This window comes from Neolewinella agarilytica (assembly GCF_900110645.1).
Taxonomy (GTDB): domain Bacteria; phylum Bacteroidota; class Bacteroidia; order Chitinophagales; family Saprospiraceae; genus Neolewinella; species Neolewinella agarilytica.
Map to the genome: position 1 here is coordinate 75,203 of NZ_FOFB01000019.1, position 15,332 is coordinate 90,534.

Annotated in this window: 10 protein-coding genes and 2 tRNA genes; 6 read left to right on the forward strand and 6 right to left on the reverse strand. The window is 53.6% G+C overall.

Features of this window, described 5'->3' with window-relative positions; translation table 11 throughout:
- Positions 1–84 precede the first annotated feature (84 nt).
- From BM123_RS16335 to BM123_RS16345, 3 genes are all read left to right on the forward strand, one after another.
- The gene (locus BM123_RS16335; protein ID WP_090170488.1) at positions 85–2,229 is read left to right on the forward strand and encodes an endo-1,4-beta-xylanase; all 2,145 of its coding nucleotides are present in this window, start codon (positions 85–87) and stop codon (positions 2,227–2,229) included.
- 138 nt (positions 2,230–2,367) lie between these two features.
- Positions 2,368–3,864 carry a T9SS type A sorting domain-containing protein gene (locus BM123_RS16340; RefSeq protein ID WP_090170491.1) on the forward strand — a complete coding sequence of 499 codons (1,497 nt, stop codon included), beginning with the start codon at positions 2,368–2,370 and terminating at the stop codon, positions 3,862–3,864.
- A gap of 78 nt (positions 3,865–3,942) precedes the next feature.
- Positions 3,943–4,527, forward strand: a complete 585-nt coding sequence (locus BM123_RS16345) for a M23 family metallopeptidase (RefSeq protein WP_090170493.1) — start codon at positions 3,943–3,945, stop codon at positions 4,525–4,527.
- Between the two features lie 114 nt (positions 4,528–4,641).
- Here BM123_RS16345 and metK read toward each other — a convergent pair whose 3' ends face one another.
- Both metK and BM123_RS16360 read right to left on the reverse strand, forming a co-directional pair.
- Complete coding sequence (metK, locus tag BM123_RS16350) at positions 4,642–5,895, reverse strand: methionine adenosyltransferase (RefSeq protein ID WP_090170495.1); 1,254 nt, start codon at positions 5,893–5,895, stop codon at positions 4,642–4,644.
- Between the two features lie 286 nt (positions 5,896–6,181).
- A complete protein-coding gene (locus BM123_RS16360; protein WP_090170501.1) occupies positions 6,182–7,711 on the reverse strand; it encodes an arylsulfatase in 1,530 nt (509 codons plus the stop codon).
- A 279-nt stretch (positions 7,712–7,990) separates the two neighbouring features.
- On the opposite strand from BM123_RS16360, the gene BM123_RS16370 reads away from it, so the two are divergent.
- The 3 genes from BM123_RS16370 (at position 7,991) to BM123_RS16380 (ending at position 10,910) form a co-directional block, all read left to right on the forward strand.
- A complete protein-coding gene (locus BM123_RS16370; RefSeq protein WP_090170504.1) occupies positions 7,991–9,025 on the forward strand; it encodes a sterol desaturase family protein in 1,035 nt (344 codons plus the stop codon).
- Positions 9,026–9,093: 68 nt separating this feature from the next.
- The gene (locus BM123_RS16375; RefSeq protein ID WP_090170506.1) at positions 9,094–10,410 is read left to right on the forward strand and encodes a sulfite oxidase; all 1,317 of its coding nucleotides are present in this window, start codon (positions 9,094–9,096) and stop codon (positions 10,408–10,410) included.
- 2 nt (positions 10,411–10,412) lie between these two features.
- On the forward strand, positions 10,413–10,910 hold the full coding sequence (locus BM123_RS16380) for a hypothetical protein (RefSeq protein WP_090170507.1): 498 nt from the start codon (positions 10,413–10,415) through the stop codon (positions 10,908–10,910).
- Between the two features lie 628 nt (positions 10,911–11,538).
- On the opposite strand, the gene BM123_RS16385 is transcribed toward BM123_RS16380, so the two are convergent.
- The 4 genes from BM123_RS16385 to prfB form a co-directional block, all read right to left on the reverse strand.
- Positions 11,539–11,613: transfer RNA gene (locus BM123_RS16385), tRNA-Pro, on the reverse strand.
- 28 nt (positions 11,614–11,641) lie between these two features.
- Positions 11,642–11,733 (reverse strand) — tRNA-Ser (locus BM123_RS16390).
- Between the two features lie 704 nt (positions 11,734–12,437).
- On the reverse strand, positions 12,438–13,865 hold the full coding sequence (locus tag BM123_RS16395; RefSeq protein ID WP_175489428.1) for an alpha/beta hydrolase-fold protein: 1,428 nt from the start codon (positions 13,863–13,865) through the stop codon (positions 12,438–12,440).
- A gap of 302 nt (positions 13,866–14,167) precedes the next feature.
- The gene (gene prfB / locus BM123_RS16400) at positions 14,168–15,256 is read right to left on the reverse strand and encodes a peptide chain release factor 2 (protein ID WP_090170511.1); all 1,089 of its coding nucleotides are present in this window, start codon (positions 15,254–15,256) and stop codon (positions 14,168–14,170) included.
- Positions 15,257–15,332 lie beyond the last annotated feature (76 nt).

Here is a 15,332-nt window from a genome sequence, read left to right on the forward strand (position 1 = left end):
CCTCCGGGAAGTTGTCAAATTCCTTCTCCAGCCCTTAAATTTAGCTTCACACGATCGTGCATTAATAAATTTTAAAAGTCCATTATGCGAATTACACTACTCCTTTTAACCAGCCTTTGTATGGGGCTGCTGACCGCTCAGCCAGATGCTTACCACACGACACTCACTACCTGGCTAAGCACTCAGTACACCCTCACCGGTGCAACCTACCCGACACACGATTCTGAGGTGGAAAACTTCTCGGCCTCCGGTGGCTATGGTATGGCCCAAACCAGTGGTACTGTTTCTGATCAGGACTTCACCCGTATATTGAAGTTCAGCGTCCCCGGTGGCCTGCTAAATCCCTGGGATGCCGGCTGGAACATCAGCAATACCCAACCCGTCAATATTGGAGACAAGGTGCTGTGGGTAATTTACCTCCGGGTTTCCCCCACCGAAGCCGGGAACTCCACCGGCCAGGTCTCCCTCATTTGTGAAAGGAATGATACTTACGAAAAAGAGGTCAACATCAATGTTGAACTCACCGAAACCTGGAGGCGCTATTTTATTGCCATGGACATTTCCACCCGTAATCATCCGGTTGGCGGCCTGACCACCGGTCTGCACCTGGGCTCCCGCCAACAAAACGTCGAAGTCGGAGGATTTGCCTTGCTTAACTACGGCAACAGCGTGCCCTTGGATCAACTCCCCAGCGACCTCAACAATGATGAATACGGTGGCTTCGAAGCAGATGCTGCCTGGCGAGCACCGGCGGCTGACAGAATTGAATCCATTCGTAAGTCTGACCTGGAGCTAACGGTACTGGACGTTGACGGTAACCCGATGGCCGCTACGGACGTACAGCTGCGCATGCAACGCCACGCCTTCGACTTCGGCACCGCCATCAAGGCCTGCCGTTTTCCCGGTGGCCGTTGCTACAACCCAACCTACGTCAGCAAACTCTTCGACCTCGACGGCCGCGGGCATGGCTTCAGCGCTGTCGTTTATGAAAACGACCTGAAGTGGCCCGCCTGGGAAGACGAATGGGTCTCCACTAATGAGCAAACCATCCGGAACATGCAGCTTCTTAGCGAGATGGACATCGACGTCCGCGGGCACGTGCTGCTCTGGCCGGGCTGGAGCAATATGCCCGACCGGATGGAGCAAAACAGCAACAACCCGGATTATCTGAAGGGAGAAATCGAAAAGCACCTGGTAGACTTTCTGGAAACAAAGAATTTTGATCAGTACGTGACCGATTGGGACGTGTTGAACGAAGTCAACACCAATACGGATCTGGCCGCAGCCCTTCGTGGCACCCCGGGCTACACCACCGGCCGGGAAATCTACGCCGAAGTGTTCAAGAGAGCCCGCGAGCTCGCACCTGATGCAGAGTTATACATCAACGACTACATCACTATGTCGCTGAAAAACACCGACGGAGCCCTTTACAACCAGTATAAATCCTTCATTCAGGAGATGCTGGATCAGGGCGCTCCGATGGACGGCGTCGGATTCCAGGCCCACCTGGGCGCTTCGCCCAATAGCATTTACGACATTCTGGGTACCCTGGACGATTTCCACGAAGCGTTTGGCCTGCAGGCAAAAATCACGGAATTTGATCTGCCAAGAAACGTACCTGAAGAATTGGCTGCTGATTACCTGGCAGACTTCCTTACCGCTACCTTCAGCCACGAAAGCGTCGAGAGCTTTATGTTCTGGAATTTCTGGGACGTCGATACCTGGGCCAACCCCGGAGCCAATCTTTACGATGGCGGCTTTAACGAAACCCCTGCTCATGCTGCTTTTGTGGACCTCGTCTTCAACGAATGGTGGACGGACGCTGACCTGACTACTGACAACGATGGCAAAGCCACCGTTCGTGGGTTCAAAGGCACTTACGAAGTTACCCTAGACTGTAACGGAGAATCCTACGTCGTCGCCTTTGATATGAATGACGATCTAGCCCAAACCATCGACTGTTCCGCACTGGTCAGCACCACCCTGCCCACGCTACCGGAAGGATCTGTAGAGGCCTACCCCAACCCCGGTCGCGGCCCCTGGACGATCAATAACCACCTTCCCACTACGCTGGATGCCGTGCTGATAGATGGCACCGGCCGCAAGCTTTGGAGTGGGCAAATGCTGACGGGGAACCATCCGTTAGACCTTGACCTCCCCGCCGGCGTCTATCACCTTCAATTGACGGATGGGACGCGCGCCAGCAGCCTCCGGCTGATTCAGCTGTAGGAACGGTACTCATTGCTATTTATCATTTTAACGCTTTACGAACGGCCGCAAATCCGTTCGTAAAGTGTTTTCTTATTTACTTTTGAGGTGACTTACACTATTTGCCGCCCGTCTTAAAGGCAAAATGATAACAACGCGATGAAACAATTTTTACTTTTTTCCCTGCTGCTGGCGGGCACTTTTGTGTCTGGCCTATCAGCTCAAGACCGGGTCTCTCTCTCTATTCCTGATGTTGTAGCTGCCGGCGGAGCCAGCGAAATTTGCGTACCGATTATTGCGGATAGCTTTCCGGATATTGCTGCAGTAGACTTTTCCATTGGTTGGGATATGACCCAGGTTAGTTTCACGGAAACCCGCCTGGGTGACAACCCACTTGGCTTGACGGACAACACCGTAGCCATGCCCGAACCTGATAATATTGTTATCACCTTCACTACCAATGACCTGATGGGGATCACCCTTTCCCCCGGAACGGTGATGTTGGAACTTTGCTTCAACACCACCGGAGACAGTGGCTTTAGTCCCCTGACTTTTGCGGGCTTTCGCTCACCGGAATTCGTACAAGAAGGCGAGTTCACTCCTTTCCCCTTCGACACTTTCCCCGGCAGCATCACCTACGGTGCTGACGTAGCGGCCAACGTCTTGCCCGGAGACACCAACAACGACGGACAGGTGGATCATACCGACCTCCTAAACATCGGCCTCGGTCACGGCACCAATGGCCCGGAACGATTCAACGCCTCCGGCGAATTCACCGCTCAGGTAGCGGCCATCTGGCCCACTAACTTTACGAATGGTCTTAACCTGGCCTACGCCGACGCCAATGGCGACGGAGCGATCGCCGATAACGATCTGAATGCCGTCTCCGCCAATTATGGCCAGATTCTTGATGGTGGCAGCTTCACCCCTGCCGCCAACGGCAGCAGTGTAATCCCCGAAGCCCCCGTATTATCAATAGCGGTCAACGACGTAAACGCCGGAGAAACCGGCACCATGATTGTTTCCCTCGGAGACGGGAATGACCCGCTGGCCGTCGGTTACGCCCTGGCCTTCACGCTCACCTATGATCCCGCCCAAATTGACGCCGGGAGCTTTGAAGTCAACTTTGCCAACGCTTTCCTGGGAGAGGACCTGCTGACCATCGACCGTGTTAACCCGGTCGTTCCCGGCCGTTTAGAGATTGCCCTGAGCCGCAAAGACCAGATCAATACGACTCTGCCCGGTGGGCAGGTTTGCCGTATTAACTTTCAGGCACTTAATAACAATAGTAGCGGAGATTACACCCTGGATCTTACTATCGTCCCCAATGCGTTCCTGCTATCTGACCAAAGCTCCGCGCCGATTACTGGCAGTACGGCTAGCTTGATGGTCATGGGCACCACCTCCGCCAGCGAACCAGCCTGGGGCCGGGAGCTCAGCATTTTCCCCAACCCCTACACCAACGGTCCGCTGAGCATTCAGGGCAACCTGCCCGCTTTTGATCAGGTGCGTATCCTGGATCTTCAGGGGCGCTTACTCCAAAGCTACACAGGAAACCTACGCCAGCTGGACCTGACGAACCTCCCCGCAGCAACCTACTTGCTTCAGATCGAAATCGATGGAGAGCGCGTAAATCGCAAGCTAATCAAGCGCTAAGCATTACCCACCTGAAAGCAGCTTACACAACATTCGCCCCCTCAAACCGGTTTGAGGGGGCGAATAACGTTAAGGTCTATGTTTTACAAAGTACTGCTGCTGGAAATACTGCTCATCTTCGGGATGATTAGCCTGAAGGTATACCAGAGCCTGCCGGAAACTAAAGTCTCCGTAGGGGAAACGACCGTCGTCATTAAGTCGGTAAAGGAGGTCGCAGAGCTTCCTCAGCGCCCGATCCCCTCCGTAAGCTCCAGTGGAATATCTGATCTTAGATTTCCCGTAAAGGGTCATGGCCCGGAGGACATCATTTCCGTTTTTGGCGACAAGCGGGGTAAAAACCGAACGCATGAGGGGATCGACATCAAAGCTCCCAGAGGGACAGCGATTGTGGCCACCACTGATGGATTCATCGAGCGGGTGAAGGAAGGTGGCAACGGAGGGAAACAGGTATATCTGCGCGGCGTTAAGGGCCGCCTGTTCTACTACGCTCACCTGGAGGATTGGTCCGTTGAAGAATACCAGGCAGTTTCTGCGGGGGAAGTGCTCGGCACGGTCGGAGACTCCGGTAATGCTCAGGGAACCACTCCTCACCTGCACTTTGAGATCATGCTGGGAAAGGAGAAGAAGTCCATTGACCCGCTTAAGTTTTGGATCAATGCCTGATGAGGACTTCCACCCTGCTCTTTTCTCCTCCCCCTGCACCCGCGTTCGCGCAAAAAAAAGGACCGGCTGCTTATTGGCAACCAGTCCCTTTTTCAAGCTAATCGTAATTCGTAATTACAGTTTAAATGCTTTCTTCACCTTGGAAACATAGTCCAGTTTCTCCCAGGTAAAGGTTTCTACGTTCATGGTTTTCGATTTGCCGGACCCATCCACAAAGGTGAGTTTCTTCTTTTCCGGCGTACGTCCCATGTGGCCATAAGCTGCCGTGTCAGAATAGATTGGCTTGCGCAGTTTCAAGCGCTTTTCAATCGCATAGGGGCGCATATCAAATACCTGAGCAACCTTTTTGGCAATCTGTGCGTCGGTCATTTTCACCTTAGCGGAGCCGTTGGTATTGACGTAGATATTGGTTGGCTTTGCAACGCCGATGGCGTAACTCACCTGAACCAGAATTTCGTCGGCAACGCCGGCAGCCACCAGGTTTTTAGCGATGTGCCGGGTCGCATAAGCCGCTGAGCGATCCACCTTACTCGGATCTTTACCAGAGAATGCACCACCTCCGTGCGCTCCCTTTCCGCCGTAGGTGTCAACGATGATCTTGCGGCCGGTAAGACCGGTATCTCCGTGTGGTCCGCCAATTACGAACTTACCCGTTGGGTTAACGTGGTAGGTGATGTCCTTGGTGAAGAGTTTCTGAATGTTCTTTTTCAGACCTTTTTTCACCTTGGGGATCACGATGCTGATTACGTCCTCCTTAATTTGAGCGAGCATCTTCTTGTCCACATCAAAATCATCGTGCTGGGTAGAAACGACGATGGAATCGATCCGAATGGGCTTATGGTTATCATCATACTCAATCGTTACCTGGCTCTTGGAGTCAGGGCGCAGGTATTTCATCTTTTTGCCCGCTTTGCGAAGCGCTGCCAGCTCCTGGAGGATGCGGTGACTGAGGTCCAGCGCCAGAGGCATATAGTTCTCCGTTTCGTTGGTGGCGTAGCCAAACATCATCCCCTGGTCACCAGCCCCCTGGTCTTCCGCTTTTGTGCGTTCTACTCCCTGATTGATGTCGGGGCTCTGCTCATGGATCGCCGAAAGGACACCACAGCTGTTAGCCTCGAACATGTATTCGCTCTTGGTGTAGCCGATGCGTTTGATGACGTCACGGGCCAATTGCTGAACGTCCAGGTAGGTTTTAGATTTAACCTCCCCGGCCAGCACTACCTGACCGGTAGTTACCAATGTTTCGCAAGCAACCTTCGAAGAAGGGTCAAAAGCAAGGAAATGATCTACGAGGTTGTCACTGATTTGATCCGCTACCTTGTCGGGGTGGCCTTCTGATACTGACTCAGAAGTAAAGAGGTATGGCATATGGTTGATTTTTTAGGATCGCTAAGGTAGGACGCCCACCGGGAGTATGGTAGTGCTTGCCCAAAATTTACGCTGAAGGGTGAGTTGGAGGTTGCAGGGGCCAGGTTGCAGGTTGCAGGTTGCAGGGTCCAGGTTGCAGGGGCCAGGTTGCAGGTTGCAGGGGCCAGGTTGCAGGGTCCAGGTTGCAGACGCCTGGTAATAACCCGCAACTTGCAACTTACAACCTTGCAACTTACACCTTGCAACTTGCACCTTGCAACCTGCACCTTGCAACCTGCAACCTACCCTACTCCCCCAATGCCGAAAACCGGAATCGCTCTACCGTACTTGGGGTATGCTCCCGGGCCATGATAGCCTCGATTTGAGTGACAATTTCCGGAAATTGAGCCGCTACATCGTTGCTTTCCTGAATGTCTTCTTCCAGATCATAGAGCTCCACCACCAGATTACCATCCTGCATTCGCTGTCGCATACCTTTCCACTTTCCCATTCTAACGGCCTGCTGGCCTTTATAGGCAGGAAACTCCCAGTAGAGGTAATCATGTGCTTTTTGCGCTTTACCCTGCAGGGCAGCTAAAAAACTGATGCCGTCTCCTGCCGGCGCACTAGCGCCGGTTATCTCTGCCAGCGTAGGCATTACGTCCTGAAAGCCAGAGAGGTGATCACTGGTCGTGCCCGGTTGGATCACCCCCGGCCAGGCAGCAATCATCGGTACGCGGATGCCCCCTTCGTAGACATGTCCCTTGATTCGTCCATTAGTCGAGGGAAAGGGGCCGGCGCTCTGAAAAAAGCCGGCATCTACTCCTCCGGCGTAGGTTGGCCCGTTGTCACTACTGAATACGATCAGGGTATTCTCGTAGATTCCTTTTTCTTTGAGCAGCGCAACGAGCTCTCCAACCTGTTCGTCCAGGGTAGAAATCATGGCAGCGTAGGTTGCCCGGGGATATTGAGTAGGGAAATATGCTTTGCCCCGGTAGGCTTCCTCCGGGCCGAATTTCTCCCGGTAATAATCAACCCACTCCTGTGGAGCCTGCAATGCCAGGTGGGGTAACGGACTGGCGTAATAGAGAAAGAAAGTACTGTCCGCGTTTTGGTCCACAAAATTGAGCACCGCCTCCTGCATGACATCCGGTGCGTAGTCGTTTTGCAGAAACTCGCCAAAGAATTCGTCGTCAGGTTGTCCCTCCGACTGTTCCCGAAGCTGGTGAGGGGCAATCAGGTCATTGTCCAGATAAATCCGTTTATCGTTTTCCCACAGATGCGTCGGATACAAATTGTGCGCCTGCCGCTGGCAGTTATAGCCATGAAAGTAGTCGAAGCCCTGCTTATTGGGGGTTCCCTCAGAACCGGGATACCCCAGCCCCCATTTCCCCACCAGACCGGTGACGTACCCTTTATTCTGCAGCACCTCCCCCAGCGTAACTAGAGAGTCCGGGATGGGCCGCTGTCCCTCCAGGCTTGGATCATCAAACATGGCTTGAAAATTCCAGACATCGCCGCGGCTTTTATCCTCGTCGTTACCCCTCACAAAAGCGTGCCCCGTGTGCCGTCCCATCAACAATACGCCTCTGGCCGGGGCACAAACCGGCGCCCCGCTGTAGTGCTGTGTAAAGCGCGTCCCGCTGGCGGCCAGCGCGTCCAGGTGAGGAGTCTCAATGAGCTCCTGGCCATAACTGCCTAATTCTCCGTAACCGAGGTCATCCGCAAGAATGTATATGATGTTGGGGGGTGGCACTTCCTCCTTAACGGGGTCAGTACAACCGGTAAATGCAAGAGAAAAAAGAAGGCAGGTCAGGTAAGAAAGGGAGGTTTTCATACCGAAAATATACAGATTAACGGCTGAAAGAGGAGAACTTCCACCAAAGCATTGCTCCGTTTATTATTCATTGCACCTGCGGCACGCGCCAAATTTGTAGAGGTGTTTTGCAACGCACGGTCTTGCAACTTATCTTTCGTTTGACACGGATATTTCAACAGATGCAGCGATGTACGCAGGTGCAATGCAGGGGACAAAAGCAGTGTCGGCTCCTGGCTTTGATGATCATTATTTGCCCGGAATTTCATCCCAAACGATCTACTTTTTGTATATAATCACATGACTAGATACTGGAATGCTTTTGTTGAAGGCTATACTGGTTACGCCAACTATCTCTTCCACGAAATTACCCACCCTTCCTGGAACAACTACTTCTATTGGTTGATCGCCGTTTCTTTGTTCTTCTTTCTGCTGGAAGTCGTTATTCCCTGGCGCAAGAAGCAACCTGTTTTTCGCAAGGACTTCTGGCTGGATGGTTTCTACATGTTTTTCAATTTCTTTCTCTTTTCCCTCATTATTTACAGTGCAGCTTCCAACGTAGTCGTCAATCTGTTCAACGACGGAATTGCCTGGATCACCGGTGGTTTCAACCTCCAGGCCAATAACCCGCTCAATAACTTTCCGATGTGGAGTATTCTCCTGATCGGCTTCCTGGTTCGGGATTTCGTGCAGTGGTGGATTCACCGCTTGCTGCATCGTTCTGACACTTTATGGGAGTTCCACAAGGTCCACCATTCCGTAGAGGAAATGGGCTTTGCTGCCCACCTGCGTTATCATTGGATGGAGAACATCGTGTATCGCACGCTGGAGTATATCCCCCTGGCTCTGCTGGGCATTGGGCTCTATGACTTCTTCATCATCCACATTTTCACCCTGGCCTGGGGGCACTACAACCACTCGAACATCAGCGTTAGCGGATACATCACCGGCGGAATCCTGGGTATGCTTTTGGGTATCGTTGCCGCCAATGGCTTACTGGACATTACGCTCTTTAACGACCCGGAGTTGTTAGCTAAACTCGGCATTATCCTGGGCTTTACCCTGGCAGGCAGTCTGCTCCTGGGAAAGCTGATGAAGTATCTTTTCAACAGTCCGGAAATGCATATCTGGCACCATTCCTACAACTTACCCGAAAGCCGGTACTACGGTGTCAACTTCGGCCTGACGCTGGCCATCTGGGATTACCTCTTCAAAACAGCGTATATTCCGCATGATGGTCAGGACATCAGGCTAGGTTTCCCGGGCATAGAGAAATTCCCTCAGGATTTTACCGGTCAGATCACCCATGGTTTTAAGGATGACAATACTGAATGATCCTTCCACCACTACCCGTAAAAATCTGAATTCCTACCCGGCGACACCCGCCCATTAAGTCGAAATCCATGCCAGATAAAAAAGTCATCGGACTGCACGAACTCTACGCCAAAGATGCCATTGAGGCCGACAAGCAACTTTGGGGCCGGACGAGCGACCCCGTCAGCCGACGCGGCTTCCTGCAAAAAGGTGCCCTGACGGCCCTTTCCATGGCCCTGGGCTCCCACATGGTCTTTGCAGAGCATTTCCCCGCAGGCATGATTCCTGCCGGACTGGCCAATTCCGATCTACCCTTTAGCCTGCCCGGCAAACGGGCTGGTTTGGTGGTGCTTAACGACAGGCCAATTAACGCGGAGACCCCACCCCATCTGCTGGATGATGAGCTGACGCCAAATGACTTGTTCTTCGTCCGCAACAATGGTATTCCCCCCGAAGATATCGATGTAGCCAACTGGACGCTAACCATTGAGGGAGAGTCTGCCAAACAGAAAAAGACCTACACGCTTGCCGAGCTAAAATCAACCTTCGAGCACGTCACCTATAACCTGACGCTGGAGTGTGGGGGCAACGGGCGTTCAGAGTTTAACCCGCCGGCGAAGGGTAATCAATGGTCTACCGGCGCCGTTGGTTGCGCCGCCTGGACGGGCGTGCGGCTCCGCGACGTGCTCAAAGCGGCGGGCGTAAAGAGCGACGCCGTTTACGTTGCGTACTACGGCAGAGACACCCACTTGTCCGGAGAGCCCGGTAAAGTGGTCATCTCCCGTGGCGTACCCATCGCCAAAGCGATGGAAGAAGAAAGCCTCATCGCCTGGGCCATGAACGGCCAGAACATCCCGCTGCTCAATGGCTACCCCCTACGACTTGTATTTGGTGGCTTCCCGGCCTCCTGCTCGGGTAAATGGTTGTCAAAAATTGTCATCAGAGATCGTGTTCACGACGGACCGAAGATGACCGGACAGTCTTACCGCGTGCCCTGCAAGCCGGTTGCTCCCGGCACGAAAGTCCCCGACGATGAAATGTGCATCATCGAAAAGATGCCCGTTAAGTCCTTAATCACCTACCCTAAAACGGGAGCGATGATCAAACGAACCGCCAGGCTCCCCATTCGGGGTAAAGCCTGGACCTCAGCCGCCAGGATCAAGACGGTAGAATATTCTATTGACTTCGGCTCCAGCTGGAATCCATGCAACGTAAAAGTGCCGACCAACCGATACGGCTGGCAGGGCTTCTTCGCCTCCGTATCCTTTCCGCAAACCGGCTACTACGAGGTCTGGGTGCGGGCAACCGATATGGAAGGGGACACTCAGCCCATGCTCCTTCCGGGGTGGAACCCCCGGGGCTACCTCAACAACGCCTGCCACCGCATCGCCGTAAAAGTATCCTGATCATGAGATTTCGCCCGGATTTGCTACGCGCCATGATCGTTCTTTTCAACCTCGCATTGGTGATCTTTGGCTTTACCTTTTTCTACCTGCTCTTTGGTGAAACGCTGTTGAAAAGCTACCATAACCGGCCTGTCCCCATGGAACAGCCGGGCTACCGCTCAGGCGGCAGCGGAAAGACCGCCGATGCAGAGGAGGAAATCGTCAATGGTATCCACGTCCAATCCGGGCTCATTTATGCCGAAGGCTTCGACATCGTCCGCGGCAACTGTACTGCCTGTCACTCCGCCAAGCTAGTCACTCAGAACCGCGCTACCCGCGAAGGATGGACGGATATGATCCGCTGGATGCAAGCCAGGCAGGGTCTTTGGGACTTAGGCGAAAACGAACCCGTCATCCTTGATTACCTGGCGACCAATTATGCTCCGGAAGACATTGGCCGCCGGGCTACAATTGATGTAGAGGAGATTGAATGGTATTTGCTGGAATTGGAGGAGGAATAAGCTATTTCGCTACGGGAGTCGGCCCTTGCCAAGGCTAATAGAAAAAGGCCGTTGTCTTACGACAACCAACCATCGGCGGGCTACCAGGATGCCGCTAGCGCGGGAAAAAGTCCGAACCGATGGGGGCTAATAGAAAAAGGCCGTTGTCTTACGACAACCAACCATCGGCGGGCTACCAGGATGCCGCTAGCGCGGGAAAAAGTCCGAACCGATGGGGGCTAATAGAAAAAGGCCGTTGTCTTACGACAACCAACCATCGGCGGGCTACCAGGATGCCGCTGGCGCGGGAAAAAGTCCGAACCGATGGGGGCTAATAGAAAAAGGCCGTTGTCTTGCGACAACCAACCATCGGCGGGCTACCAGGATGCCGCTAGTGCGGGAAAAAGTCCGAACCGATAAGGGCTAATAGAAAAAGGCCGTTGTCTTGCGACAACCAACCATCGGCGGGCTACCAGGATGCCGCTAGCGCGGGAAAAAGTCCGAACCGATGGGGGCTAATAGAAAAAGGCCGTTGTCTTGCGACAACCAACCATCGGCGGGCTACCAGGATGCCGCTAGCGCGGGAAAAAGTCCGAACCGATGGGGGCTAATAGAAAAAGGCCGTTGTCTTGCGACAACGACCTTTTCGTCGGGGTACCAGGATTCGAACCTGGGGCCTCCTGCTCCCAAAGCAGGCACGCTAACCGGACTGCGCTATACCCCGAAGTGAACCGAAGTTCACATTTAATTTGTGGCGGAGACGGCGGGATTCGAACCCGCGGTACCCCGTTAAGAGTACGTCGATTTAGCAAACCGGTGGTTTCAGCCACTCACCCACGTCTCCGGGTGTAAAATATGTAGTATCCTTTGGCCATTGCTCAAAGGGGAGATGATTCAGCAAACCGGATGGTTTACCTACGGTGGTCGCTGTGCTCTGCTCAGCCACTCACCCACGTCTCCGGGTGTAAAATATGTAGTATCCTTTGGCCATTGCTCAAAGGGGAGATGATTCAGCAAACCGGATGGTTTACCTGCGATGGTCGCTGCGCTCTGCTCAGCCACTCACCCACGTCTCCGGGTGTAAAACTGCTTTGCTAACAACTTTTTGCAGCATGGAAGTTGCAATTGGGCATGCGTTACTTCCTTAAGCGGTCGCAAATTTACGCGCATAAACTCATTTACAAAAGCTTTAAACCAAAATTCTTCCAGAAAGAAGAAAGTATTTCCGGCATATCCCTATGACTCCCTGACAATCAATCTTATAGAAATATTACTTTCAGCGTTTCAAATCGCATCAATGGTTAGAAAAACCTTCGGCTCGCTGCGCTCGCTATGTACCGGCTAACAAATCAGCTAGTGAAACGGAGTCGGCCGGCATGAGATCGTCGTCTATACCGTTAACCCAGAGTACGTCCTGCTCTACGAAGACCCCACTGATGGGCTCGGCGGGCTGACCGAAAACCGGACGAACATTATCAATGGCTTTGGAGTCTTTACCGGGGTTACCAGTGTAAGGGATACGTTTACGGTTTATGCGCAGTAGGGGCTCTACTCAAGGCAGCTTTGCTTAATACTCAATACGCCTTGCACGAAAGTAATCCTGACATAACTCCAGTCGGCTAGATTATTGGTTTCCTTTTCCCTGTAGAAAAACTCAGTCCCTACAACATCGGAATGAATCTTTCTTGGTGAAAGGAGTCCCACATCAATCTTTTCACAACGCAACCAGTTTTCAGTCGTCACTTGTGCCTGACTTTCATTCAATCCTGCCAATCTCAAATCAGCCCAACAAGTTTCCCATTGGTTGAATTTTACCAGTTGGTTCCCATGGTCGTCTTTACGGATATTCAATCGGTAAGCGTGATCTTCTTCCTCATGATTGGAATAATTTAGACTGTCATCTAAAAACAAGTTTCCTTTAGCGTAATCTGCCAGTGCTGCACGCTGAGTAAACACCCCCACCGGACTCACATAAGCATCAAACACCCACCCCCGGCCAATATCCGACCCGATAAACGTCCATTTTCCGGAGAGTCCATCGATGACGGTTTCTTCTTCCTGCTGCCGGATGATCCCCAGGCTGGCGCCATAGTCCAGCTTCCCGACTACCGCCGAGTCCAGGCTGGGTGCGGAGCGAATGTTAAGCCCATTCCAAGCATTAGCGAAATGGTAGGGCCTGATCACCGTCGGGTCATACCACTGGTCAAAGGCCCGGTTGAGGGCCTCGTGGAGGATGGTGTTGTGGTCTTCGGCCGGGAGGTGGAGGAAGGTGGCATCCGTCCTATCTTCCAGCAGGCGGGCAAGCTTTTGGGAGCCGTTTACCATGACGGGGTACTCCGTGCCGGCGGAGAGGAAGACGCGTTGGGGGAGATCCGTCAGGGCCGACGTCAGCGAGTCCATTCGTTGGTAGAGTCCTTCGCGGTCCCACCAGAGAGAAGGGCTGATGATGATGTAGTCATCGTAATGGCCCGGGTATTTCAGCAGGACTTCCGTTGCCAGGAGGCCGGCGAGGGACTGCCCGACCAGGGTGCGATGCTCAGTAGTCCGGAAGGTGGTTTCGGTCCAGTTCGTCAATTCTTTTTGCAAGAATTCGATAAACCGGGCAGAACCGCCGGTAGTCGGAAAGTCCGCCCGATCACGCGGGTCAGAGCTGGGGTAAGTCATATCCCGCTTGCGGTCGGTGTTGGCAATCCCGACGAGGATGGTCGGCGGCATCATGTGGTGATCCTGATAATAGCGAACGAGGCCGGCGACGTGGAAAAAGTCTTCGCTAGCCGCACCATCTAACAGGTAAATGACGGGGTATTCTTTAGCCGTAGAATCGGCGTATTCCCGGGGCAGCAGAACGTTGAGCACCCGGTCTTCTGCCAGCATTGTCGACGGCAAGGTGTATTGCTGCCCGAAGGTGACATCCTTTTGGGCGCGGACGCAGGTGCAGAGAATGGTTAACAAAAGCAGGCTTAGGAAGCTTCGCATACGGTGGGCCATGTTAAAATCCGGAGAGCTTAAATTTGGTCTTGCAAGGTAGCCTTTTGAGCGTACACCAATGTCTACTCTTATGTTACGTTCACTGCTCCTATCCACACTCCTTTGCACCTGCGGCAGCGCCTGCTGACTTAGCTGCCGTTACACTCGCGCAAGCGCTCGGGTTTTTCGGAGCGGAGCTCCTCGTCCGAAAAGCCAGCCGCTTCGCAGTGTGCCCTACAACAGCGGCAGCTACTACCTGACTCCTTGACTACCTGACTGTTTGACTCCTTGACTACCTGACTCCCTGCCTCCTACTTCGCCTCCCCACTCCACCGCAAGTAAGCCTTCAGAAACCCTTCCAGGTCCCCGTCCAGCACCGCATCCGTCTGCGAAGTCTGCCAGCCCGTCCGGTGGTCCTTCACGCGGCGGTCGTCGAGCACATAGCTCCGAATCTGGCTGCCCCATTCGTTGGCGGTTTTCCCGGCTTCCACTTCTTCTTTCTCCGCGCGCTGCTTCTCCAGCTCTTTTTCGTAGATCCGGCTACGGAGCATCTTCATCGCCCGGTCCCGGTTCTTGTGCTGCGAGCGTTCATCCTGGCACTCCACCACAATACCCGTTGGGGCGTGGGTAACCCGGACGGCGGACTCCGTCTTGTTAACGTGCTGCCCACCCGCGCCACTGGCGCGGAAGGTATCCCAGCTCAGATCGGCCGGGTTAATCTCCACCTCAATGCTGTCATCCACCAGCGGGTGTACGAATACGGAGGCGAAGCTCGTCTGCCGCTTTCCCTGGGCGTTGAACGGACTGATACGCACCAGGCGGTGCACCCCGTTTTCGCCCTTCATCATGCCGTAGGCGAAGTCGCCCTCAATCTCAATGGTCGCAGATTTGATGCCCGCGACGTCCCCGTCGTTGCGGTTGGCGGGGCGGACTTTATAGCCCGCGTGCTTCTCGGCGTACATTGTAAACATCCGCAGCAGCATCTCGGCCCAGTCGTTGGCCTCGGTGCCTCCGGCACCGGCGTTAATCTCCAGAATACAGCCCAGTTCGTCTTCCGGGCGGTTAAGGGTGGCCCGGAACTCGGCGTCGTCCAGAACCGCAACGGTTTCTTCGTATCGGCGGTCCAGGTCTTCTTCCGTCCCCTCCCCTTCTTTCAGAAACTCCAGCAGTATTTCCAGGTCATCCACCCGGTCAGCTACCACCTGATATTGCTTTACCCAGCCCTTGTTACTCTGCAGCTGCTTCATCACTGCTTCGGCGGCTTTACTATCGTTCCAGAATTCCGGATCCAGGCTTTTTTGTGTAAGGTCTTCAATGACGAAGCTCCGCTTCTCCACGTCGAGGTAACCGCGCAGCAGGGCCAGGCGATCTTTGAGCTCTTTGAGTTGGTCTGAAGTCATGATAGATTCGTTGAGTAGGCGGGGCGCGAAAGTACAGTATTTAGCAAGAAGATCGAGCGTTGCAGATTGAGTACTA

Bases quoted from the DNA above. Each gene is read 5' to 3' on its own strand.
- BM123_RS16335 (WP_090170488.1), top strand. From the start codon at position 85: ATGCGAATTACACTACTCCTTTTAACCAGCCTTTGTATGGGGCTGCTG.
- BM123_RS16340 (WP_090170491.1), top strand. From the start codon at position 2,368: ATGAAACAATTTTTACTTTTTTCCCTGCTGCTGGCGGGCACTTTTGTG.
- BM123_RS16345 (WP_090170493.1), top strand. From the start codon at position 3,943: ATGTTTTACAAAGTACTGCTGCTGGAAATACTGCTCATCTTCGGGATG.
- metK (WP_090170495.1), bottom strand. From the start codon at position 5,895: ATGCCATACCTCTTTACTTCTGAGTCAGTATCAGAAGGCCACCCCGAC.
- BM123_RS16360 (WP_090170501.1), bottom strand. From the start codon at position 7,711: ATGAAAACCTCCCTTTCTTACCTGACCTGCCTTCTTTTTTCTCTTGCA.
- BM123_RS16370 (WP_090170504.1), top strand. From the start codon at position 7,991: ATGACTAGATACTGGAATGCTTTTGTTGAAGGCTATACTGGTTACGCC.
- BM123_RS16375 (WP_090170506.1), top strand. From the start codon at position 9,094: ATGCCAGATAAAAAAGTCATCGGACTGCACGAACTCTACGCCAAAGAT.
- BM123_RS16380 (WP_090170507.1), top strand. From the start codon at position 10,413: ATGAGATTTCGCCCGGATTTGCTACGCGCCATGATCGTTCTTTTCAAC.
- BM123_RS16395 (WP_175489428.1), bottom strand. From the start codon at position 13,865: ATGCGAAGCTTCCTAAGCCTGCTTTTGTTAACCATTCTCTGCACCTGC.
- prfB (WP_090170511.1), bottom strand. From the start codon at position 15,256: ATGACTTCAGACCAACTCAAAGAGCTCAAAGATCGCCTGGCCCTGCTG.